At 52.8% G+C, this 23,073-nt stretch carries 26 protein-coding genes; 5 read left to right on the top strand and 21 right to left on the bottom strand.

Going from position 1 to position 23,073, the window contains the following annotated elements; all coding sequences use genetic code 11:
- Positions 1-10 precede the first annotated feature (10 nt).
- The 12 genes from emrR to OGY06_RS18680 form a co-directional block, all read right to left on the bottom strand.
- Positions 11-541, bottom strand: coding sequence for a multidrug efflux transporter EmrAB transcriptional repressor EmrR (gene emrR, locus OGY06_RS18735; RefSeq protein ID WP_003037300.1), 531 nt, complete (start codon positions 539-541; stop codon positions 11-13).
- Positions 542-631: 90 nt separating this feature from the next.
- A complete protein-coding gene (gene ygaH / locus OGY06_RS18730; RefSeq protein WP_003825969.1) occupies positions 632-967 on the bottom strand; it encodes an L-valine transporter subunit YgaH in 336 nt (111 codons plus the stop codon).
- A complete protein-coding gene (locus tag OGY06_RS18725) occupies positions 957-1,694 on the bottom strand; it encodes an AzlC family ABC transporter permease (protein WP_200921251.1) in 738 nt (245 codons plus the stop codon). The genes ygaH and OGY06_RS18725 overlap by 11 nt, the downstream gene beginning before the upstream one ends.
- Positions 1,695-1,816: 122 nt before the next feature.
- Positions 1,817-3,001 carry an MFS transporter gene (locus OGY06_RS18720; RefSeq protein WP_284962353.1) on the bottom strand — a complete coding sequence of 395 codons (1,185 nt, stop codon included), beginning with the start codon at positions 2,999-3,001 and terminating at the stop codon, positions 1,817-1,819.
- Positions 3,002-3,191: 190 nt separating this feature from the next.
- A complete protein-coding gene (gene proX / locus OGY06_RS18715; RefSeq protein WP_003825976.1) occupies positions 3,192-4,187 on the bottom strand; it encodes a glycine betaine/L-proline ABC transporter substrate-binding protein ProX in 996 nt (331 codons plus the stop codon).
- A gap of 92 nt (positions 4,188-4,279) precedes the next feature.
- Positions 4,280-5,344, bottom strand: a complete 1,065-nt coding sequence (gene proW, locus OGY06_RS18710) for a glycine betaine/L-proline ABC transporter permease ProW (protein WP_008785611.1) — start codon at positions 5,342-5,344, stop codon at positions 4,280-4,282.
- Positions 5,337-6,539 (bottom strand): glycine betaine/L-proline ABC transporter ATP-binding protein ProV, encoded by a 1,203-nt coding sequence (gene proV / locus OGY06_RS18705; RefSeq protein ID WP_003825980.1) that lies wholly within the window; start codon positions 6,537-6,539, stop codon positions 5,337-5,339. Before proV ends, proW begins: the two co-directional genes overlap by 8 nt.
- A 354-nt stretch (positions 6,540-6,893) precedes the next feature.
- A complete protein-coding gene (nrdF, locus tag OGY06_RS18700) occupies positions 6,894-7,853 on the bottom strand; it encodes a class 1b ribonucleoside-diphosphate reductase subunit beta (protein WP_048215699.1) in 960 nt (319 codons plus the stop codon).
- A 10-nt stretch (positions 7,854-7,863) separates the two neighbouring features.
- Positions 7,864-10,008, bottom strand: a complete 2,145-nt coding sequence (gene nrdE / locus OGY06_RS18695; protein WP_286605870.1) for a class 1b ribonucleoside-diphosphate reductase subunit alpha — start codon at positions 10,006-10,008, stop codon at positions 7,864-7,866.
- The gene (gene nrdI / locus OGY06_RS18690) at positions 9,981-10,391 is read right to left on the bottom strand and encodes a class Ib ribonucleoside-diphosphate reductase assembly flavoprotein NrdI (RefSeq protein ID WP_286605869.1); all 411 of its coding nucleotides are present in this window, start codon (positions 10,389-10,391) and stop codon (positions 9,981-9,983) included. The genes nrdE and nrdI overlap by 28 nt, the downstream gene beginning before the upstream one ends.
- Entirely contained in the window at positions 10,388-10,633 is a 246-nt protein-coding gene (nrdH, locus tag OGY06_RS18685) for a glutaredoxin-like protein NrdH (RefSeq protein WP_048236625.1), read from the bottom strand. Before nrdH ends, nrdI begins: the two co-directional genes overlap by 4 nt.
- A gap of 280 nt (positions 10,634-10,913) precedes the next feature.
- On the bottom strand, positions 10,914-11,345 hold the full coding sequence (locus OGY06_RS18680) for a carboxymuconolactone decarboxylase family protein (RefSeq protein WP_003825991.1): 432 nt from the start codon (positions 11,343-11,345) through the stop codon (positions 10,914-10,916).
- Positions 11,346-11,435: 90 nt separating this feature from the next.
- Between OGY06_RS18680 and pdxR the strand changes: the two genes are divergently transcribed.
- Together pdxR and OGY06_RS18670 are read left to right on the top strand one after the other, a co-directional pair.
- Positions 11,436-12,770: a MocR-like pyridoxine biosynthesis transcription factor PdxR gene (gene pdxR, locus OGY06_RS18675; protein WP_003825993.1), complete on the top strand. Its 1,335-nt coding sequence runs from the start codon at positions 11,436-11,438 to the stop codon at positions 12,768-12,770.
- A 123-nt stretch (positions 12,771-12,893) separates the two neighbouring features.
- On the top strand, positions 12,894-13,244 hold the full coding sequence (locus OGY06_RS18670; RefSeq protein ID WP_003037262.1) for a DUF2002 family protein: 351 nt from the start codon (positions 12,894-12,896) through the stop codon (positions 13,242-13,244).
- Between the two features lie 36 nt (positions 13,245-13,280).
- Here the strand turns inward: OGY06_RS18670 and alaE are convergent, their stop codons facing one another.
- Positions 13,281-13,730, bottom strand: coding sequence for an L-alanine exporter AlaE (gene alaE, locus OGY06_RS18665; RefSeq protein ID WP_003037259.1), 450 nt, complete (start codon positions 13,728-13,730; stop codon positions 13,281-13,283).
- Positions 13,731-14,287: 557 nt separating this feature from the next.
- Between alaE and stpA the strand changes: the two genes are divergently transcribed.
- A complete protein-coding gene (gene stpA / locus OGY06_RS18660) occupies positions 14,288-14,689 on the top strand; it encodes a DNA-binding protein StpA (RefSeq protein WP_008785604.1) in 402 nt (133 codons plus the stop codon).
- Positions 14,690-14,725: 36 nt separating this feature from the next.
- Here stpA and OGY06_RS18655 read toward each other — a convergent pair whose 3' ends face one another.
- From OGY06_RS18655 to OGY06_RS18645, 3 genes are all read right to left on the bottom strand, one after another.
- Positions 14,726-14,905, bottom strand: a complete 180-nt coding sequence (locus OGY06_RS18655; RefSeq protein WP_003825999.1) for a GDFGVC terminal motif YodC-like protein — start codon at positions 14,903-14,905, stop codon at positions 14,726-14,728.
- Positions 14,906-14,995: 90 nt separating this feature from the next.
- On the bottom strand, positions 14,996-15,523 hold the full coding sequence (locus OGY06_RS18650; RefSeq protein ID WP_003826001.1) for a rhodanese family protein: 528 nt from the start codon (positions 15,521-15,523) through the stop codon (positions 14,996-14,998).
- A gap of 9 nt (positions 15,524-15,532) precedes the next feature.
- Complete coding sequence (locus OGY06_RS18645; protein WP_003037247.1) at positions 15,533-15,832, bottom strand: ArsR/SmtB family transcription factor; 300 nt, start codon at positions 15,830-15,832, stop codon at positions 15,533-15,535.
- A gap of 183 nt (positions 15,833-16,015) precedes the next feature.
- Between OGY06_RS18645 and OGY06_RS18640 the strand changes: the two genes are divergently transcribed.
- Positions 16,016-16,174, top strand: coding sequence for a YqaE/Pmp3 family membrane protein (locus tag OGY06_RS18640; protein ID WP_003037242.1), 159 nt, complete (start codon positions 16,016-16,018; stop codon positions 16,172-16,174).
- Between the two features lie 95 nt (positions 16,175-16,269).
- Positions 16,270-16,719, top strand: coding sequence for a peptidoglycan-binding protein LysM (gene lysM, locus OGY06_RS18635; protein ID WP_063940987.1), 450 nt, complete (start codon positions 16,270-16,272; stop codon positions 16,717-16,719).
- A 12-nt stretch (positions 16,720-16,731) separates the two neighbouring features.
- Here the strand turns inward: lysM and csiR are convergent, their stop codons facing one another.
- From csiR to lhgD, 5 genes are all read right to left on the bottom strand, one after another.
- Complete coding sequence (gene csiR, locus OGY06_RS18630) at positions 16,732-17,418, bottom strand: DNA-binding transcriptional regulator CsiR (protein ID WP_020996289.1); 687 nt, start codon at positions 17,416-17,418, stop codon at positions 16,732-16,734.
- A 45-nt stretch (positions 17,419-17,463) separates the two neighbouring features.
- Positions 17,464-18,864: a GABA permease gene (gene gabP / locus OGY06_RS18625; protein ID WP_032944690.1), complete on the bottom strand. Its 1,401-nt coding sequence runs from the start codon at positions 18,862-18,864 to the stop codon at positions 17,464-17,466.
- 147 nt (positions 18,865-19,011) lie between these two features.
- Positions 19,012-20,295, bottom strand: a complete 1,284-nt coding sequence (gene gabT / locus OGY06_RS18620) for a 4-aminobutyrate--2-oxoglutarate transaminase (protein WP_063940988.1) — start codon at positions 20,293-20,295, stop codon at positions 19,012-19,014.
- 25 nt (positions 20,296-20,320) lie between these two features.
- Entirely contained in the window at positions 20,321-21,769 is a 1,449-nt protein-coding gene (gene gabD / locus OGY06_RS18615; protein WP_197385567.1) for an NADP-dependent succinate-semialdehyde dehydrogenase, read from the bottom strand.
- A 23-nt stretch (positions 21,770-21,792) separates the two neighbouring features.
- Positions 21,793-23,061, bottom strand: a complete 1,269-nt coding sequence (lhgD, locus tag OGY06_RS18610; protein ID WP_003826017.1) for an L-2-hydroxyglutarate dehydrogenase — start codon at positions 23,059-23,061, stop codon at positions 21,793-21,795.
- Positions 23,062-23,073: the final 12 nt, after the last annotated feature.

The following is a 23,073-nucleotide window of genomic DNA, read 5'->3' as shown; positions in this document are numbered from 1 at the left end:
AGTCGGCGCGTTAGCGCAGCGCTTCTAACACCGCGCCATCCTGCTCCATCTGATCAAGACGGGTCAGAAGTTTACGGGTAATTTGCTCAAGCTGATCTTTTTCGGTGGTGCTAAGAGACGACCAGAGCTGATGCAGGCAGTTATGCTGAGGCGGTAACACCTCTTGCAAAAATGCATGGCCTTTCTCGGTCAATTGCAGATGCAGACAGCGGCGATCGTTATCGCTTTCGCGACGTTCGATCCAGCCACGTTTTTCTAACTCATCCGCGATGCGGGTAGCGTTAGTACGTGACGAGCCAAGCGCACAACTCAGTTCAGAAGGCTGAATACTGTGGTTTTCCTGAGACTCCAGCGTAATCAACGCCATAAACAACGTCTCGTTAATCCCTTGAGCTTTCAGCATCTTATTGCGGTTTTCCAGCAGCTTGCCCTGCATGTGCATGCATAGGCGAGTCAGAAGCACTTCCTGATAAGGGAACTCTTCGTAGCGGCTGGCGCGAAATTTTAGCATTTGTTCAATGGGCGTAAACGAACTATCCATTTGGGTATAACCTCATTAATTTCAGCCGATATAGTAACGACAGTGACAAATAAAGTAAATGTATTATTTCTTTAAAATGATTGTTTTTATCTATAAGCCAACAAGCATTTTCCAGGCTAATCCATAGCCCAGAGCACTCAGTAACGTTGGAATGATGATGCTGCGGGTCTTATAGAAGCTTGCGCCCAGTATGACAAACCCCACCAGCGTAGGCACGAACCGACGAGCGTCGTGCATCACTTCTGGCGCGGTAGACACCACCAGCAGGGCGCAAATAGATGCAATGCCAATAGTGTCGAGTAATATGCCCGTCGCGCCGCGCTTCGTCGGGCGAACATTGCCCACCCCAAGACGGAGTGGCAAATAGCGAAAACAGTAATTAACGCAGCCGACCAACAGGCCAAGTAGCAGAACCTCATAGCTCATCAGGACCTCCCTGCCAAAATGACTGGATGAGCGCCGTCAGGCATCCGCAGACAATACCTGCAAGGATAGCGGCAGGTATGGAAAACAGCATGACGCCAGCCAGCGCCCCGGCCAGGGAGGCAGTCACGCAGAGCGCTTGTTTACGTTGGAATGACGCGAGCAGGAAGCTCATAAACAGCGCCGGGAGCATGAATCCCAGTGCCGCTTCAACCGCCGGGTAATCCTTGAGTAAACCACTGCCGGAAAACGCGCCGATCACCGTACCAAACACCCAGGAGGCCCAGGAGCACAGTGCGATGCCGATCATCCAGTTTTCACTCCAGCGCCGATTATCCCGGACCAGTTTTGCCGTTGCGGCGGCAAAGACTTCATCGGTAAGGCCAAAAGCCCACAGTGCACTTTTGGGTTTACTCAGTCGCTGGGCTATTCGGCTGCGCAGGGAAGGGCCGTACAAAACATGACGGACATCCATGGCCATGACGGTCAGCGCGGCAACCCACAGCGAACTGCCTGCGGCGAGCATGGTGGTAATGACAAACTGGCTGGCTCCCGCATAGATAATGCAGGAGAAAAAGACGCTTTCAACCGGCGTAAAGCCAAGGCGAGTGGCATTGAGACCAAATGCAAAAGCGACCGGAATATAGCTGATGACTATTGGCAGGCTGTCTTTGAATCCTTCTGTTAACGTTGCCGAACTGGATTCAGACTGGGGTACAGGGCTTTCCATAGGGTTATAGGTTTCATTACCGAAATTAATATAACTTGGTTCAATGAGTTATAACCTTAGCAGACTGATGGGCTCCTTAACACCCTGTGGAGCCCAATCAGCGGTAAACATGCACTATACGCTTAATTTACGGCTTCCTGACGGTGAAAACCTCGCCACCAGACCACCAGGTTGAGTATGGCAACGGTCGTACCTGCCAGACAAACTCCAGCCCACCCGGCATGCTGCCAGGCGGAGGCTGAAATCAGCGAACCCGCCGCTCCGCCAATAAAATAGCTGGTCATGTATCCGGCGGTCAGGCGATTACGCGCGTCAGGATGAATGCGATAGATAACCGTCTGGTTGGTGATGTGTACTCCCTGAACGGTGAGATCCAGCACCAGAATGCCGATAATCAGCATGGGGACGGAAGTGTGCCCAAGCCAAATAGCAAGCCAGGAGAGCAGCAGTAATAGCAGCCCCATAGTTGTGGTCAGGTGGGATTTACCCTTATCGGCAAAACCGCCTGCCGGACGTGCGCCTAATGCACCTGCGGCACCCGCCAGACCGAACAGACCAATCATGCCTTCTGAATAGTTAAACGGCGGTGCGGCGAGCAAAAACGCCATTGATGTCCATAGGATACTGAAATTGGCAAAGGTCAGACAGCCCAGCATCGCGCGGGTACGCAGCAGTTTATCGTGGATAAACAGGCTGAATACCGAACCCAGAAGTTGCGGGTAGTTAAGATGCGTTTCTGATTTCATCTTCGGCAGACCGCGCCACAGCGCAATCGCCATCAGCGCCATTAATACCGATGCCACCCAAAACACGGTGCGCCAGCCGCCCAAATTGGCCAGTAATCCCGCTACGGTGCGTGCCAGCAGAATGCCCAACAGCAGGCCGCTCATAATCGTGCCGACAACTTTACCGCGCTTGTCTGGCGTGGCAAGTGTCGCCGCCAGCGGAACTAAAATCTGTGCGACTACCGAGAACAGTCCGGTCAGAGCGGTGCCGAGGATCAGCATACCCAGTGACTGACTGCTGGCGGTAATCAGCATGCCACCAGCCGCGAGCAACGTCATGGAGACGATCAGCATCCGACGTTCGAACATATCGCCAAGCGGGACTAAAAACAGCAGACCAGCGGCGTAGCCGAGTTGGGCCGCGGTGACGATAAACCCTGCGGTACTGGCAGATAGCGAAAAGTTGCGCGCAATGGTATCAAGCAGCGGTTGCGCATAATAGTTACTGGCGACGGCAAGGCCGGTGGCGATAGACATTAACAGGATCAGCGAAGGGCTAAGTCCCTGAGTGGTTTTCGTCATTGTTTTCAACTGAGTAATGGGTTGCAGAAAACAATCATAACGGAAGTGATTAAATGTTGCTGATTTGTTGAGTGATGGATTGTGCGATTGGGGGAAGGAGGATAGGCCGGATTAGGTGCATCGCGCCACCATCCGGCATTTATGCGGTTACAGGCCTGATGGCGCTACACTCATCAGGCCTGTGAATGGATTATTTCTGCGCGGCCAGCGCTTCGTTCACCCAGCCGTCAAACTGCTGCTGGTGGGCTTTGATCCAGCCGTCAACGTGACCCTGCACGTCGGCTTCAGACGCTTTCCCGTCGTGCATCATTGCGTTCTGTGCGTTGATATCCGCCAGCGGCAGCTTCATGATGGCAAACAGTTTCGCCGCAGCCGGGTTTTTCTCCGCCCAGGCTTTATTGGCGACAATATGCATAGTGTTCACCGGGAAGCCGTAGTTGGCACCGTTTGGCAGTTTGGTATCAATATCTTTCTGCTCGCCTGGCAGGGAAGAGAACGGTACCTGCAGCCAGACCACATCTTTACCCGGCTTCATTACGTCGCTGACCCAGTACGGTGTCCAGGTGTAGTAAAGAATGGGTTTACCTTCTTTGAAGCGGGTAATGGTGTCGGCCATCATCGCCGCATAGTTACCGTGGCTGACCTCGACGGTTTTTTCCAGATCGAAAGCTTTGTTCTGGTGGTTGATTACTGCTTCACAGCCCCAGCCCGGTGAACAGCCCATCATATCGGCTTTTCCGTCACCGTTGGTGTCAAAGATTTTAGCGATTTTCGGATCTTTTAACTGGGCGATATTGGTGATTTTATACTGCTCAGCGGTTTTCTTGTCGATCAGATAACCCTGTGCGGCACCTGTAACGAATACCCCCTCGCGATAAAACTTTTTGTCTCCGCCCGCAGCGGCGTACATATCATCATGTAGCGGCTGCCAGTTCACGGCGGTAAAAGTTGCATCGCCAGAGGCAATGGAGGTATAGCCGACGTTGTAGTCAACTTCGCTGGTTTTGTTAACGGTGTAACCCAGTTTCTCCAGCGCACGGGCGACTAATTGCGTCTGGAAGGATTCTTCAGAGATAGTGCTCTGGATTGGCTGTACGGTGATGCCTTTGCCCGGCAGGTCGGCAGCGAAAGTGCTGGTGGAGACAAGGGTGGCAAACGCTGTGGCAATAATTACTTTCTGTCGCATCGTTGTTCCTTATTACACTTCATCCTGAATGATTTTGTGCAAGTTAATGAATTGTAGGCCCGGTAAGCATGCGCCACCGGGCAACGGGTGAATTACTTCGTGAATGGGCGAGTGATAAGCCCAATGGGACCGGTGGTGTACCAGCGACGGTTGCCACGACTACGCGAGTCGCGACCAACGGCCTGCGTCAGGCGATCCAGGATGATGGCGAGGATCACAATCCCAACCCCGCCGACGGTGGCAAGCCCCATATCCAGACGACCGATTCCGCGCAGAACCATCTGGCCCAGTCCGCCGACGGCAATCATCGACGCGATGACGACCATTGAGAGCGCCAGCATCAGCGTCTGGTTAACCCCAGCCATAATGGTGGGCATTGCCAGCGGGAGCTGCACTTTAAACAGCATCTGACGCGGGCTGGCGCCAAACGAGCGCGAGGCTTCAATCAGATCGGCTGGCACCTGGTTAATCCCCAGAATAGTCAGACGCACGATTGGCGGCAGGGCGAAGATAATCGTCACCACTACGCCCGGGACGTTACCAATACCGAAAAGCATGACAATCGGCACCAGATAGACAAACGCGGGTGTGGTTTGCATGGCGTCCAGCAGCGGGCGAACAATTTTTGCTGCCCGTGGACTGCGCGCCAACCAGATTCCCATCGGCAGACCGATAACCACGCAGAACAGCAACGCGGTCAACACCAGCGCCAGGGTTATCATGGCCTGCGACCACGCGCCGATGGCACCGATGGCAATTAAGGAAATCAGCGTAGCAACGCCCATCCCCACGCCGGAAATCTGCCAGGCAATCAGCGCGAACAGGATAATCGCTACCGGGGCTGGCATACCTAACAGCAGCTGTTGAAAGCCGTTGAGAATGTAATCCACCGGGACACGAATGCCCTGGAAGACCGGACGGAAATGGGTAACGACCCAGTCGATCCCCTCTGTGACCCAACTGTCCAGCGGGATCAGCGTTTTATGGAACGGATCCATAATATTGAAATGCTCTGGTGCCGGCGCGGGTGCGCTGGTCAGCCAGTCCGCGCCACCACCGTCAGTGGGTGCGCCTGATGGCGTACTCCAGGCATCAGCATTTTGTGCTGCACTGTCGGCCGCTGGTGTGGTGTCCCACGGATTAGTTTGATCAGCCATTGTTTACCCCCTCACGATCTAAAGCCTGTAACAGCATGCGTTTTGAAATGACGCCCACATACTGCTGTTCCTCATCTACAACCGGCACCGCGCACGGGGCCTGACCGACATGAGAAAGCAACTCGCTGAGAGGGGTTTGTGCATCTACGGCTAACGGCTCATCGATCAATGCCGCTTCAATACCTTGCGCCTGACTTAACGCTGTTTTTAATGAGTCGATAGAGACAACGCCAACGAATTTATTGCCGCGTTCGATCACGTAACCATATTCGCGATCTTTGTCCTGCAATAATTGCAGCGCAGAACGTGGACCCACCCCGGGGTTTTTACGAATCAAACCTTCGGGACTACGGCGTGAAATATCTTTCGCGCTAAAGACCTGGCTAATATCAACGCCGCGGAAGAAGGTGCGTACATAATCATTGGCTGGATTATTCAGGATTTCATCCGGCGTGCCGACCTGGACCACTTCACCGTTTTGCATAATGGCAATTCTGTCGCCAATACGCATAGCTTCGTCGAGGTCATGCGATATAAATACCACGGTACGTTGATGCTTCGCCTGTAGCTTTACCAGCTCATCCTGCATCTCGGTACGAATTAACGGATCGAGGGCTGAGAAGGCCTCATCCATTAATAAGATGTCAGGGTTAATGGCTAATGCGCGGGCGAGGCCCACACGCTGGCGCATCCCTCCGGAAAGTTCATCCGGGTAGCCGTGAGCATAATTCTCCAGACCAACCTGACGCAGCGCATCTAACGCTTTTTCACGACGTTCATCCGCACCTACGCCGGCTAATTCCATACCGAATGCCGTATTGTCGAGAACCGTCATGTGCGGCATCAGGGCAAAGGACTGGAACACCATCGCAATCTTTTTTCTGCGCACCTCGCGAAGCTCAGCATCGGATATCCGGGCGATGTCTACGCCGTCAATCAATACCTGTCCGCGGGTGGGTTCAATCAGGCGATTGAGAAGGCGTACCATTGTGGATTTACCCGAACCGGATAATCCCATGATGACAAATATCTCGCCTTCTTCAATGGCCAGACTGGCGTTCTTAACGCCAAGCGATAGCCCCGTTTTATCCAGAATCTGCTCTTTTGAAAGTCCTTTTTCAATATATTTGAAGGCTCTCTGGGGATGCTCTCCAAATATCTTATAGAGATTTTTAACTTCTAATTTAATTGCCATGCAATAGAATGATTCCTGTTATTTGTTTATATCGATATATTACCTGATGGAAATAGTGACCTTTTTCTACCCTAACATACTGAGAATCTGAGACAACCCTGAATTTGGTTGTGGCATGAATATTGCCGAAGGCCAGGCGGCGGGACTTCCCGTGATATAAGGGCTGAGCGCGAATGCGGGCGGGTTAATATTTTTTGTAAATGCCAATGAAAAATCGCCTGAATTGCTGGAATGCAGGCGAATAATGCGGCTGATATTGAGTGTAGATCACACAATTATATTTGCACAACAAAAGTGTGATCCTGTTAAAATATTTCCGCGAAAAATGTACGGTATTTCCCACAGAATTGATTGCTAGAAATTCCAGTCGTCGTCTTCGGTTTCGACCGCTTTTCCCATCACATAGGATGAGCCAGAACCCGAGAAGAAATCGTGGTTTTCGTCAGCGTTGGGCGACAGCGCGGCAAGGATTGCCGGGTTAACCTCCGCCATTTCAGGTGGAAATAGCGCCTCATACCCCAAATTCATCAATGCCTTATTGGCGTTGTAGCAAAGGAAGGCTTTGACGTCATCCACCCAGCCTGTTTCTGCATACAATTCTTCCGTATAGCGCGCTTCGTTATCATACAATTCCATCAGCAGATCGAAGGCAAAGTTCTTTAACTCCTCGCGTGCGGACTCGGAAATATGCTCCAGACCTTTTTGATATTTATAACCAATGTAATACCCATGAACGGCCTCATCACGAATAATCAGGCGAATAAGATCGGCTGTATTGGTCAATTTTCCGCGGCTGGAAAAATACATCGGTAACCAGAAGCCGGAATAGAACAGGAAGGATTCCAGAAACACGCTGGCTATTTTTTTCTTCAACGGTTCGTCGCTGGCGTAATGTGTCAAAACGATCTGCGCTTTGCGCTGGAGTGGGGTATTTTCTTCACTCCAGGCGTAGGCTGCATCCACATCTTTGGTCTGGCAAAGGGTGGAGAAAATTGAGCTGTATGAACGGGCGTGCACCGCCTCCATAAAGCTGATATTCGACAGCACCGCCTCTTCATGCGGTGTTAACGAATCAGCCATTAACGCTGGTGCTCCGGCAACATTCTGAATGGTGTCGAGCAACGTCAGCCCGGTAAAAACGCGGATTGTTAACTGCTGTTCGGCGGCGTTCAACGTTTGCCAGGCCGGAATGTCATTGGAGAGCGGGACCTTTTCCGGGAGCCAGAAGTTACTGGTCAGACGGTTCCATACCTCAAGATCTTTATCATCCTCAATCTTGTTCCAGTTGATGGCGCTCACGCGGGATAATGTCATTTTCTCCTCCTTACAGCGCGCATGACACGCAGCCTTCTATTTCGGTGCCTTCCAGCGCCAACTGGCGTAGTCGGATGTAGTACAGGGATTTGATGCCCTTACGCCAGGCGTAAATCTGCGCTTTATTGATATCACGCGTGGTGGCGGTATCGGGGAAAAAGAGCGTCAGTGAAAGCCCCTGATCGACATGGCGTGTTGCTTCTGCGTAGGTATCAATGATTTTTTGTGGACCGATCTCATAGGCATCCTGATACAAGGCCAGATTCTCATTGGTCATAAACGGGGCAGGGTAGTAAACGCGCCCGGTTTTGCCCTCTTTGCGAATCTCCACTTTCGACACGATCGGGTGAATGCTTGACGTGGCATGATTGATGTAGGAGATAGAACCGGTGGGGGGAACCGCCTGTAAATTCTGGTTATAAATGCCGTAGCGCATCACATCTTCACGCAGCTGTGACCACATCTCGCGCGTCGGCAGCGTAATGCCGCTGGCGGCAAACAGCGTGCGAACCTTGTCGGTTTTTGGCTGCCAGTCGCCCTGCAGATACTGGTTAAAATATTCGCCGCTGGCGTAGCGCGACTGTTTGAATCCGGCAAAGGTTTGACCGCGCTCGTGGGCGATCTTCATTGACGTATTCAGCGCATGCCAGGTGATGGTGTAGAAATAGAGATTGGTGAAATCCAGCCCTTCCGGCGAACCGTAGGCGATCCCCTCCCGCGCCAGATACCCGTGCAGATTCATCTGCCCAAGACCAATTGCGTGCGACGCGCTGTTTCCGGTCTCAATCGAGGGCACGCTGCGGATATGGCTCATGTCCGAAACGGCGGTTAAGCCACGAACCGCCGTTTCCACGGTACGACCAAAGTCGGGTGAATCCATGGTATGGGCAATGTTTAACGAGCCGAGATTGCAGGAAATATCGTGCCCGGTCTGTGCGTAATTGAGATTTTCATCGTAGGTAGAGGCACTGTTAACCTGCAAAATCTCCGAGCACAGGTTGCTCATATTGATCCGACCGGCAATCGGATTGGCGCGATTCACCGTATCTTCAAACATGATGTAAGGATAGCCAGACTCAAACTGGATCTCGGCCAGCCGCTGGAAGAAATCGCGGGCGTTAATGAATTTTTTGCGCACACGTTCGTCGGCAACCAGTTCGTCATACCGCTCACTCACGGCGATATCACCGAACGGTTTGCCGTAAATCCGTTCCACGTCATACGGTGAGAACAGCGCCATTCGGGCATTTTCTTTCGCCAGTTGAAAGGTAACATCCGGGATCACCACGCCAAGCGAGAGCGTTTTGATGCGGATTTTCTCGTCGGCGTTTTCGCGCTTGGTATCGAGAAAACGTAAAATATCCGGATGGTGTGCGTGCAGATACACCGCCCCCGCACCCTGACGTGCCCCGAGTTGATTCGCATAAGAAAACGCATCTTCCAGCATTTTCATTACTGGGATCACCCCAGATGACTGGTTCTCAATGCGCTTTATGGGCGCTCCTGCCTCGCGCAGGTTGGAGAGTAAAAATGCCACGCCGCCGCCGCGTTTGGAGAGCTGAAGTGCGGAGTTGACCGCCCGACCAATAGACTCCATGTTGTCTTCAATACGCAACAGGAAGCAGGAGACCAGCTCACCGCGTTGCTGTTTTCCGCAGTTTAAAAAGGTTGGTGTGGCGGGCTGAAAGCGCCCGGAAAGCATTTCATCGGTCAGCTGCATCGCGAGCGTTTCATCGCCCTGCGCCAGCGTGAGCGCCACCATTGTGACCCGATCCTCAAAGTCTTCGAGATAGCGCTTACCGTCGAACGTTTTCAGCGTATAGCTGGTGTAGAACTTCCATGCGCCGAGGAACGTCTGGAAACGGAATCCGCTGGCGTGGGCATGGTTGAATAGCTTCAGCACGAACGCGCGATCGTAGCGGGCTAACACGCTGGCATCGTAATAGCCTTCATCCACCAACGTTTCCAGACGCTCCTGCTGGCTGGCAAACGCCATCGAGTTTGGGCGGACGTGGGAGGCAAAGAAAGCCTCCACCGCCTGATGGTCTTTGTCGAACTGAATGCGCCCGGCTTTATCGTACAGATTCAGCATGGCGTTCAGGGCGTGATAATCCAGCGTTGGCTGCATTACACGTTCTGCGGTTGCTGTTGCCAAAATTCGCTCACTCCTTTTCGAACGTTGTCGATATCGCTTTGGGTGCCCATCAGCTCAAAGCGATAGAGCCACGGCACGCCGCATTTTTGTGAGATGACATCACCCGCGCGACCGTAGGCGTCACCGAAATTACGATTGCCGGAGGCGATCACTCCACGGATTAACGCCCGGTTGTGCGTATCGTTTAAAAAGCGGATCACCTGTCTTGGGACCGCGCCAGCAGTGCCGCCGCCACCGTAGGACGGCACGATTAATATGTAAGGTTCGTCTACCCGGATCCGCTCGCGTTCGTTAAGCGGAATGCGGATGGCTGGCAGCCCCAGACGCTGCATAAAGCGGTGCGTATTTTCGGAGCTGCTGGAGAAGTAGATGAGCTGACTCATGCGCTGGCCACACGGTGTTCCGGATGCAGACGGTTGATCATGTCCGGGCGAAACCCTGACCAACTGGTTTCACCCGCGACCACGACCGGTAGCTGGCGAAACCCTTGATCGCGCAGGCTATCAGCCAAATCGGGTTGTAAATCGACGTTTACCATCTCAAAGTCAAAACCACGGCTTTCCATTGCCCGTTTGGTGGCGTGGCACTGAACACAGTTATTGCGAGTGTAAATAATAATACGCATGATTCGTATTTCCATTTAAAAATAAAAGATCGGCGCGATAGAGGGCGTCGGGTTGTGTGTGTCCTGATAGGAGAGATACTAGATGTAGTTTTAAAAAGATTCAACCATACAAGATATGGGAATTTTAGATTGATGATGAGCTGGGTGATGAGCGTGGCGGGGGAAGTGATATGTACCATCGCAGGTTGCCGGATGGAGACGCGTCGCGTCTAATCCGGCCTACAGGAAAGTACTTCCCGGGCCGGATAAGGCATTTATGTCGCCATCTGGCAGCGCAGAATCACATGCGCATCCCCACCGCCAGACGGTTAAAGCAGTTCATCAGGCTAATGGCAAATGTCAGGTCGCTAATTTCTTTCGCGCTGAAATGGTCTAGCAGCGGCAGATAAACGTCATCTTCGGCGTGAGTAGTGGCAATCTGGGTGACCGATTCGGCCCACGCCAGCGCCGCACGTTCCTGCTCGCTGAAGTGGTGACTCACCCGCCAGCCTGCCAGTGCGTCCAGTTTGGCCTGCGCAACACCGGATTTGCGCAGTGCTTTACTGTGCATTTCCAGACAAAAGGCGCAGCCGTTGATTTGCGAGACCCGCAGGTAAATCAGTTCCGTCAACGTAGGTTCCAGCGCGCAGTTTTCCAGCGCTTGGCTTGCCTGAACCAGAGCGTTATAGATTTCAGGACTGAGTTCGTAATAGGGCTGGCGTAACATTGTCATGGTATTTCTCCTCGTTTGGATGACCCGCAATGTAGCACTATAATGGACTGCAACAGAGAGCCATATTGTTGCCAAAAAAGCAGACCATAAATGCCACGTTATCAGCAAATCGCCCGTCAGTTAAAAAACGCAATTGAGAAAGGCGAACTCACGCCTGGCACCAGATTGCCCTCCAGCCGGACCTGGGCCCAGGAGCTGGGAGTATCACGCTCGACGGTGGAAAATGCCTATGCAGAGCTGGTGGCGCAGGGCTGGCTCGCGCGGCGTGGGCAGGCAGGAACGTTTGTCAGTGAGCAACTGCGACCAGAAAGGGCGCCTGCATCGCCTGCCATCTTCGCCGGAGAAAATCCCAGACCGCAACCTTTTCAGATGGGATTACCCGCACTCGATCTTTTTCCGCGTGAAGTCTGGGCACGGGTGATGGGACGGCGTTTACGCACCCAAACGCGTTTTGATCTGGCGGTGGGCGATGTATGTGGCGAAAGGGTGTTACGCCAGGCAATTGTTGATTACCTGCGCGTTTCACGCAGTATTGAATGCCAGCCAGAACAGATTTTTATCACTTCAGGCTATGCGGCATCAATGACGTTAATCCTGCGCGCTCTGGCGCATCCCGGTGAGGGAATGTGGGTCGAAGATCCCGGTTTTCCGCTGATCCGGCCCGTGGTGGCTCAGGAACGCATTGAGTTGATGCCGGTAGCGGTGGATGCCGATGGTCTGGATGTCAGCGCCGGGATCCGTGACTACCCGCAGGCGCGTTTTGTACTGCTCACTCCCGCACATCAAAGTCCTCTGGGGGTAGCACTGTCTTTGGACCGTCGCCACCAGTTGCTGGAGTGGGCGACTCGCGCGCAGGCGTGGGTAATCGAAGATGACTATGACAGTGAATTTCGTTACCACGGTAAGCCGTTACCGCCGCTAAAAAGTCTGGATGCGCCTCAGCGGGTGATTTATGCCGGAACGTTCAGTAAATCGATGTTTCCGGCTTTGCGCACGGCGTGGCTGGTGGTGCCTCCGACTCAGGTCGAATATTTTCGTCAGCAGGCGGCGCTAACGGCCTGTAGCGTTCCGGTTTTATGGCAGCAAACGCTGGCAGATTTTATGCAAGATGGCCACTTCTGGCGGCACTTAAAACGTATGCGACAGCATTATGCCGAACGACGACAATGGATGGAAAACGCCCTGACTAAACAAGGGTTTAGCGTCATTCCTCAGGAAGGTGGGATTCAACTGGTGATGAGTGTAGACGGAGATGATATTGCGCTGGTGCGCAAAGCGAATCAGGCCGGGTTAGCGGTTCAGGCGCTAAGCCGCTGGCGAATAACGTCAGAAGGAAAGGGTGGAATATTGCTGTCATTTACCAATATCAGCTCGGCGGAAATGGCGCAACAGGCGGCCTACCAACTGAGGTTGGCGCTGACATAAATCTGTACGGTTCTTAAGATATTCATCTCATCGTGTTCACTCGTTTATGGACTTTTCTGAAAGCGTTGTTAATGCTGAATCAGGTAAGGTAAGCCCGCAGTAAAAGATAACGAGGAAAATAATATGTATTTACGACCTGATGAGGTGGCGCGCGTACTTGAAAAAGTGGGCTTTACCGTTGATGTAGTGACGCAGAAAACGTACGGCTATCGGCGTGGCGAAAATTATGTGTATGTTAATCGTGAAGCTCGCATGGGGCGTACCGCATTAATTATCCATCCCACGTTGAAAGAACGTAGCTCTTCGCTGGCGGAACCGGCAACGGATATTAAAACTTGCGATCATTACCAGCAATTCCCGCTGTATTTAGCCGGAGAGACTCATGAGCATTATGGTATTCCGCACGGCTTTAGCTCGCGTATTGCGCTTGAACGTTATCTGAGCGGGCTGTTTGGCGACGTTAATTCTAACTAATAACGCGACTGGCAGTGCCAGTCGCGAAAAAGCGTGTCAGGCTTTAGCCTGATGATAGCTGCTGACCTTAAACAAGCGGCGGCAATAATCAAGAAAGTAGCCATAGACAGCGCCCATCAGCATTGACACCACGATGTTCGAACTTACTGCAGCTGTAATCTGATGCCAGTCTGCGCCAACCGTCAGCAGAATAATCACATACACCGGCGACTGGAAGGTGACATAAGCCAGCACATCCGCCAGATTTTTTGCCCATCCTGCCTGCGTGGCTTTACGGGCCGCGCGCATGAACAAATCACGATACATGCCGTATGGCCACGCGATCAGTATGTTGACAGGGATAGCGACTAATCTGGAATACAGCGACTGTTCGAAGCTCATTCCAGATAGGAATATTTCGATCAACATGTTCACGACAGAACAATAAACAACCATCGCGAACGTGTCTGCTACTGCATGACGCAAGCGTGACTGCGGAGAGAACATGTTAATGCTCCTTGTAAAAAGGGGAAAAAAGGTTTTGAATACCTTAACTGCTAGTGATTTGTCTTGCTGCTTTCGCGTTTTAATAGGATATCTGCCTGGATAATAACTAGCAACTAGCTGAAAATTTTTATTTATTGTCTTTTTGTCGATAAAATGCTCTGCAATGGTTTGTTTTTTGTTCGTTTTGGTATTTTCGTTGCTGTGTTAATTAAAGTCTTTTTAGATCAAAGAGTTATTGTTGCTTGTTTTTCTGGATTTTTTGCGCTCCTTTTCTGAATGTTGACTGATGTGCAATATGTATACTCGTTGGTTCCACGAGATGCTGTGGCTTGTTTCTTAAGTGACGCGCTGAGATACCTTGCAGGTATATTCAAAGCTGCAATCAGGGTAATAGAATATATTGTCTGGGCGATAGCAGAATGGATGCTATAAATATCAGAGTTGGCTATTTGTTTAATGATAAACGAATAAATTAGACTGGAAATATAATAATCAGTTGCATACAATATTTAGCGTAATACCGTTTTTATGTTTTACGTTAAAGAGGTTTTGTTAATATGAGTTCAATGTTAAAAAACTTAAATAATATCCGCTCGCTGCGTGCAATGGCTCGTGAATTTTCCGTTGATGTACTGGAAGATATGCTTGAAAAATTCAGGGTAGTGACCAAAGAACGGCGTGATGAAGAAGAACAGCTACAGCGCCAACGTGCAGAACAGCAGGCAAAAATTAATGCCTTGCTGGCGCAGATGCAGGCAGACGGGATCAGCCCGGAGGAGCTGCTGAGCATAACACCTGCGACGGCACGTTCAGTTAAAAAACGCCAACCGCGCCCGGCGAAATATCGTTTTATCGATCTCAATGGTGAAACGAAAACATGGACCGGACAAGGTCGCACACCGAAGCCAATTGCCCAGGCGCTGGCTGCCGGTAAATCTCTTGATGACTTTTTGATCTAATTGCGAAGGCGGTGAGGAGATCCTCACCGCTTATTTTCAGCAAACGCCGAAATCACCCTCTTCGGTATATCGCGTGACATCAGCTGCTTTCAGCGTAAATTTATCACCGCTTTCATTACTGGCTTGTACCGCCACAATTTGATCGTCATTGACTTCAACAACCTTCAGTTTTGGACCGCCCATACGCGGTTGAACCAGATCGCCAGGTTTAAACATATTGTTGCGCTCCTTTATTTATCATTTATCGCAGAACTCACCATAGATCACGTCAACCGGCGGGTACAGTGCTGTTTCAATGATTACCGCTTAATGAGTACGTCGGTTCCAGGGCATGATGTCCAGTAATCGCGCCATACCGCAAAAGCCGGTCATGCCAGCGAGAATCAGCCCGGCGCCTACAAAACCGCTCAGCAGGAAGAAGGCGCTGCTAACGCTATAGCCCAGAATAACGCCGAGTAGTGCAAGGCTGCCTGCGGCTATCTGCACCTGACGCATCAGCGGTAACGGTTGTGAACTGTCTTTCGCCACCGGCAACCCTGCGGCTTTCCAGCCGTCAATTCCACCTTCCAGCAACCAGACCTGCGCGGGTGCGGCGATGGCGCTCAGTTTTGTTGCCGCATTTTGTGTACGTTTGCCTGACTGGCAGTGAAAAATCACCTGCTCGGCGCGTAAATTCGCTGGCAGCGATCCCTGCTCAAGCGCGGGTAATGGCGCCAGATGTGCCTCAGGAATATGCTCGTGCAGATACTCGTCAGCATCGCGGATATCAATCAGTTTTGCACCCTGCGCGACCAGTGTCTGCGCCTCGCGTGGGGAAATCATCCCAATAGTCATGATGGCTCCTTATGGGCAATACAGTGTTTTTAATGTGGCGATCAACGAATTCACAGCCGCATTTTTAATGGAGTAGAGGATGCGCTGAGCATCGCGCTGGCTTTCTATCAGACCTTCTTCACGCATACGCGCCAGATGCTGGGATGTGGCGGAAGGGCTAAGGCCGGTAACACGGGCTAACTCACCCGCGCTGGTACCGGGTGAACCACAGAGCATGCACAAAATCAGCAACCGTTTCGGGTTACTCATCGCTTTTAGCAGGGCGGCAGCCTGTTCAGCGCTGGCCTGGAGTTGTTCAAGTTCAGTCATATGTATTTAAGCATGATCTAAATTAAGCGTATTCTAAAATAAGTAACCAACGTACGCCAGCGTAAAGAGCGTAAAGGAGGGTAAAACAGCCGCGGAATGCTGGCAGAGTTGGGTAGAATGGCTACTCTTAGAGATAAAATCTCTTTTTAAACAATGATTAACTTTTGCTTGTAGGGAGTGTGTATGGGTTTCTGGAGAATCGTTTTTACTATTATTCTGCCCCCGCTTGGCGTGCTGCTGGGGAAGGGATTCGGCTGGGCATTTATCCTCAATATCGTTCTGACGCTGCTGGGCTACATTCCTGGTTTGATCCATGCCTTCTGGATACAGACGCGTAACTAATTCCTTTCTACTACGGCGCTTTGGCGCCGTTTTCTTTGTGCCCCTTTCTCCTCTGCTACACTTTTGGGTGTTGATTGTTAATTACCGAGGTGGATATGGGACTCTTCAATTTTGTAAAAGATGCAGGTGAAAAACTGTGGGATGCGGTCACTGGAAACCATGACACAGCCGATCTGGCAAAAAAAGTGCAGGAACACCTGAACAAAACCGGCATCCCTGATGCGGATAAAGTGGACGTGCAAATTAACGAAGGCAAAGCCACTGTTTCTGGTGAGGGATTAAGTCAGGAAGCAAAAGAAAAAATTCTGATCGCGATTGGTAATATCTCCGGTATCGCCAGCGTAGACGATCAGGTTAAAACCTCTGCACCCGCGAGCGAAAGCCAGTTTTATACCGTGAAATCTGGGGATACCCTGAGCGCTATTGCCAAACAGGTTTACGGTAATGCCAACCTGTATAACCAGATATTTGAAGCGAATAAACCAATGCTGAAAAGCCCGGATAAAATCTATCCTGGGCAGGTTTTACGTATTCCGGAACAGTAATATTATTCAGGCTTATTGCGTCAGCAATTTACCGGACATAGCCTGTTGAATTATCGGAATCGGCGTCAGCAGGTGCTGGCGCATTAATTCGCTGGCGCGCGCGGCATCACGTGCCAGAATCGCTTCGGTCAGCGTTTTGTGCTGATCGTGTTTGTCTTCCAGCATTTCAACCGACAGTACCGTTTTACGCAGCCAGATAAACCGGTAGCGTGCCGCCAGAGAGAATAGCCGTTCGCGCATTTGCAGCAGATATTGTGAACCACAGCCGGCGACAATCGCCGAGTGAAACGCCTGATGTCGCTGATCCCACTCGTCGAGCATCTGTTCGCTGGCGTCAATGGCCTCAAGCTTACTGAGCATATGTGCGCGCGCCAGAATTTCAGCTTCCCAGGCGTCGTCGCCGCGTTCAATGGCCAGCGCGACCAGCATGGCTTCCATATTGGCGCGGGCATCGAAAATATCGAGCAACTCCTGCTCTGACATCGGGGCGACACGATACCCTTTCTGATTAACCACCGTCACTAACCGCTCGGCAACTAACTGCGAAAGCGCTTCGCGCAGCGGTCCCACACCTAGCTCATAGCGTGAGGTTAGCAGGCTCATACGCAGTTTTTCATCAGGCTGATACACACCGCGGATGATGTCGTTCTTCAGCCAGCGGTATCCATCAATGGCCGTCGGTTGGGGAATGGCGGTCATGGTCATACTCCTGAAAGGATTTCCCGGCCTGCGCCGGGAACAGGTTTAATGCGTATTTTGCAATGGTGCTTTTTGCCACGATAGCAGTTTTTTCCAGCGTGACATAATGGGCACGGTGCAAATAATTCCTATGGCTAACAACCCGGTAGAGATAACTTCCAGCTGTTGTGCCGGGCGAAACAGCATGACCACCAGCACAAAGATAATAAACGCGATGACCAGCCAGGTTAGCCACGGATAGAGCCACATTTTCAGTTTAATTTCACCGCCTCGCGCCAGCAGGATTTTGCGCATCCGCAGTTGAGAAACGGCAATGACCAGATACACCAGCAGCGCGATGGCACCGGAGCTGTCGATCAGGAATTTAAATACCTTGGCCGGGGCGTAATAATTGACGATGACGGTGAGGAACGCGGCACCTGTCGACAGTAACACCGCCACATAAGGCGTTTTGCTGCGGTTCGTTTTACCCATAAAGGCGGGGGCATCGCCACGGCGGCTCAGGGAGTAGAGCATACGCGATGACGTATACAGCGCGGAGTTAAGACAGCTGGTCACCGACAGTAAAATGACGCAGTCCATGATCAATTTCGCGTGCGGGATATGCAGTAGCTCCAGCACCGAGCGGTAAGAACCGACTTCTTTCAGGCCCGGCATATTCCACGGGATCAGCGCCACCACCACAAAAATAGAGCACAGATAGAAGATAGAGATACGCCAGATAACCGAGTTGGTGGCGCGAACGATATGTTTATCCGGGGTATCGGATTCGGCGGCGGCGATGGTAACTATCTCCGCGCCCATAAAGGAGAACATGGTGATTAACATCGCGCTGATCACGGCGCCAAAACCGTTGGGCATAAAGCCGCCCTGATCCCACAGGCGTGAAACTCCGCTAACTTCGGCATAAGGGTAGAAACCGCTAATCGCCGCCGCACCGAGGGTAATAAACGCCAGAATGGCAACCACTTTGCACAGCGCCAGCCAGAACTCGAATTCACCGTAATTTTTAACGCTCAGCAAGTTACTGCCGGTTAACGCCAGCGTGATAACCAGAGAAAACAGCCAGATAGGAATGCCCGGTACCCAGGAGTGCAGAATGATGGCGGCAATATTCGCTTCCAGAGGGATAACTAACACCCAGAACCACCAGTACAACCAGCCGATGGTATAACCTGCCCACGGCCCGATGGCCTTATCGGCGTAAGTGGAAAAAGAACCGGTATCCGGGGTGGCAACGGCCATTTCGGCCAGCATGCGCATAATCATCACCACCAGCAATCCGGCGAACAGATAGGCTAATAATACTGCGGGACCGGCTTCTGCAATCGCCACACTTGAACCGACGAACAGACTTGCGCCGATTACCCCGGCAATAGACAGCATGGTGACGTGGCGTGATTTCAGCCCGCCCCCTAAATCATGTGATTGTGACACTTGCCCCATCTTTAAACCTCGTTATTGTTATTGACGTCGCTTCCTGCACCTTACCCGTAGGCCCGGTAAGCGTAGCGCCACCGGGCATCACAACATTGCCGGATGGCAGCGCTTGCGCTTTATCCGGCCTACAATTTCCCGTTTTTATTCGGGGGTTTAACCCTGCTTTGCCTCGGCAAAACACTGGGCGATAATGTCCAGCCCCTGGCGGATTTGCGCATCTTCAATGGTCAGCGGGACAAGAATGCGCAGCACGTTGTAGTAAGGTCCGCAGGAGAGCAGGATCAGTCCTTTCTCGCGTGCACGCGCCACCACTTCCGCAGTCAGTTTGGCGTCTGGTTTCGTGCGATCGCCGTTTTCGAACAGTTCGATAGCAATCATCGCGCCCAGTCCGCGTACGTCGCCAATCTCGCGATGGGTTTCCGCGATAGCCAGCAGGCCTTCGCGCAGGGTTTGCCCCAGCTCGTTGGCTTTTTGCAGCAGATTTTCCTGTTCAAAAATGTTCAGTACCGCCAGCGCGGCGGCACAGGCAATTGGGTTACCGGCATAGGTGCCGCCCAGACCGCCCGGTGGGATTGCGTCCATGACTTCGGCGCGTCCGGTCACGCCCGCCAGCGGGAAGCCTCCGGCGATGGATTTGGCGAAGGTGGTGAGATCGGGTGCAACGCCCATCTGCTCCATGGCAAACAGCGTACCGGTGCGACCCGCACCGCTCTGTACTTCATCGGCAATCAGCATGATCCCGTGTTCGTCACAAATGGCGCGCAGCCGTTGCATAAAGGAAGGAGAGGCCGCGTAAAAACCGCCTTCGCCCTGAACGGGTTCAATCACGATGGCGGCGACGTCTTCTGGCGCGGCATCGTTTTTGAAAATGCGGTGAATGCTGGCGATAGCATCATCTTCACTGATGCCGTGCAGCGGGCAAGGATAAAGCGCACGATACACGTGGCCCGGCATCAGCCCCATTCCGGCGGAGTACGGATTGACTTTCCCGGTCAGTGACAGGGTGTAGTGGGTACGACCGTGGTAAGCGCCGCTAAAGGCGATAGTCCCCGTACGCTTGGTGGCGGCGCGGGCGATTTTCACCGCGTTTTCCACCGCTTCAGAGCCGGTGGTCACCAGCAGGGTTTTCTTGGCGAAATCACCCGGCACTTTCTTATTCATGATTTCACACAGCTCCAGGTACGGCTCATAGGCCAGCACCTGGAAACAGGTATGAGACAGCTTTTTCAACTGCGCTTCTACCGCAGAGACGATCTGCGGATGCAGGTGACCGGTGTTCAGCACCGCAATACCGCCAGCAAAGTCGAGGAATTCACGGCCTTCAACGTCCCAAACCCGACAGTTTTCTGCCCGCTCGGCAAAAATAGGGTGGATCTGGCCTACGCCACGGGGAACGGCGTTGCTGCGACGTTGCATTAGTTCTTTGTTGGTGCTCATCAGGTATTCTCCAGTATTTGTTTTATTAAAGGCCGATGCACATATATTTGATTTCTAAGTAGTCTTCGATGCCGTATTTCGATCCTTCACGGCCAAGACCGGAGGCTTTTATCCCCCCAAACGGGGCGACTTCGTTGGAGATAATGCCGGTGTTAATCCCGACGATGCCGTACTCCAGCGCTTCGCCAACGCGGAAGACGCGGCTTAAATCACGGGCGTAGAAATAGGCGGCCAGACCAAACTCAGTGTCGTTGGCCTGAGCGATGACGTCAGCTTCGTCTTTAAAACGAAACAGCGGAGCCAGCGGTCCGAACGTTTCTTCTTTGGCGACCTTCGCGTTATCTGGCACATCCACCAGGATGGTGGGCTGGAAGAAGTTACCGCCCAGCGCGTGAGGCTTGCCGCCCGCGATAATGCGTGCGCCTTTATCCAGAGCATCGGCGATGTGTTCCTGCACTTTGGCAACCGCTTTCTCGTCGATCAGCGGTCCGGTGGTGACGTCAGGTTGCAGACCATCGCCGAGATGCAGCTTGCTCACCGCCTGCTGGAGTTTTTCAGCAAAGCGCTCATACACGCCGTCCTGCACGTACAGGCGGTTGGCGCAGACGCAGGTTTGACCAGCGTTACGGAACTTCGATGCCAGCGCGCCCTCCACGGCTTTATCAAGATCGGCATCGTCAAAGACGATAAACGGCGCATTGCCGCCCAGCTCCAGCGATACTTTTTTGATGTCTTTGGCGCACTGCTGCATTAACTGACGGCCGATTTCGGTCGAGCCGGTAAATGACAGCTTGCGCACCAGCGGGTTGCCGGTCAGCTCGTTACCAACCTCGCTTGCAGAACCGGTCACTACGCTGAAAACGCCTGCCGGGATCCCGGCGCGATTAGCCAGTTCTGCCAGCGCCAGTGCGGAGTAAGGGGTCTGGCTGGCGGGTTTAAGCACCATCGTACAGCCAGCTGCCAGCGCCGGACCGGCTTTACGGGTGATCATCGCTGAGGGGAAGTTCCACGGCGTAATCGCGGCGGTAACGCCGATCGGCTGCTTGATGACGAGCAGACGCTTATCGGCCTGATGACCAGGGATCGTATCGCCATAGATGCGTTTGCCCTCTTCGGCAAACCACTCAATAAATGAGGCGGCATAGGTGATTTCGCCTTTGGCCTCCGCCAGCGGTTTACCCTGTTCCAGGGTCATCAGGTGGGCGAGATCGTCCTGATGCTCAATCATCAGGTTGAACCAGCGGCGCAGGATATTGGCTCGCTCTTTGGCGGTCAGCGCACGCCAGGCCGGCAGAGCGCGGTTAGCGGCGTTAATCGCTTCGCGGGTTTCATCTGCCCCCATTTTAGGTACGCTACCCAATTGCTGACCGTTGGCGGGATTGGTTACCGCGATGGTCTCGCCGCTGTTGGCGTCACGCCAGTTGCCGTCGATCAGTGCCTGCTGGCGAAATAAGGTTGGATCGTTAAGTTGCATGATTGCTTCCTGTCTTAATCGGTTTAACGGGTAAATGCGGCGTGTAATGTCTCCACGCTACGTGCCGCACGCAGCGTGCGTCCGGGATTACTCTGGTTCTCCAGCAGCGCATGAACTTTGCTGACAATATGTGCGCCGATAGGGATCGCCGACGTTGCCGCCGGAGAAGGGGCGTTACAGGTGTGAATTGAGCGCGGCGTGGTGACAAACAGAAAATCGTCGATAAGCTTGCCATCAGGTGATACCGCCTGTGCCCGTACGCCCGCAGGCCACGGTTGCAGATCCTTGAGCGTCAGGCTCGGGCAGTACTTTTGTACCAGCCGCAGATAACCGCTTTTGCACAGCGAATTCTTCATTTCACCAAGCCCTGAGCGCAGGTTGTTTTGCAGCACGCGGCGAATACCAGAAGAGCCGAGGATCTCCAGCGTATCGCTGAGCGAGAAGTCACGTTTACGGTAGCCTTCACGTTTAAATGCCAGTACCGCGTTGGGGCCGACGGTGACGCTGCCGTCAATCATCCGGGTCAGATGAACGCCGAGAAACGGCATCGCCGGGTCGGGGATGGGGTAGATCAAATGGTTAACTATCTGATTATGTTCTGGCGCCAGGCGGAAATATTCGCCCCGGAACGGACAGATGATAAAGCCAGGTTCAACGCCGAGCATTTTTACCAGTCGGTCCGCCATCAGGCCAGAACAGCTAATCAGCGTCGCGCCTTCATATTCCTGGCCCTGACGGGTACGGACAATCACGCCCGCAGCATGCTCTTTCAGCGCGCTGACCTCGGCGTTGTAAATAATCTCCCCGCCTTTGGCCTGGAAAATCTTCGCCATCGCGGCGGTGACTTCGCGGTAGCTGACAATCCCGCTCGACGGGACAAAAATGCCGCCCAGTCCGGTGATATTGGGTTCACGCTCGCGAAGTTCCTGCGCATTCAGCCATTCGCGCTCCAGACCGTTAGCAGCGGTGCGATCCCAAAGCGCGCGCATGCGCTCCATTTCCAGAGCGGAGGTGGCAACCAGCATTTTTCCGCAGACGTCGTAGCGGATACCGTTTTGGTCGCAAAAGGCTTTTGTGGCGCGATTTCCGGCCAGGCAAAACTGAGCCTTCAGGCTGCCGGGGGTGTAATAGACCCCGGCGTGAATGACGCCGCTGTTATGGCCCGTCTGGTGGCAGGCCGGGCCGGGCTCTTTTTCCAGTAGCGCGATTTTGGCGTCCGGATAGACATCAATCAATTGCATGGCGGTCGACATGCCGATAATGCCGCCGCCAATAATCACAAAATCATACATCCGCTTTTCCTT

Source organism: Citrobacter sp. Cpo147 (genome assembly GCF_030332405.1).
GTDB classification, from domain to species: Bacteria; Pseudomonadota; Gammaproteobacteria; order Enterobacterales; family Enterobacteriaceae; genus Citrobacter; species Citrobacter portucalensis.
The sequence above is the reverse complement of the archived record's forward strand: the minus strand, read 5'-3'. Positions and strand labels throughout refer to the sequence as shown.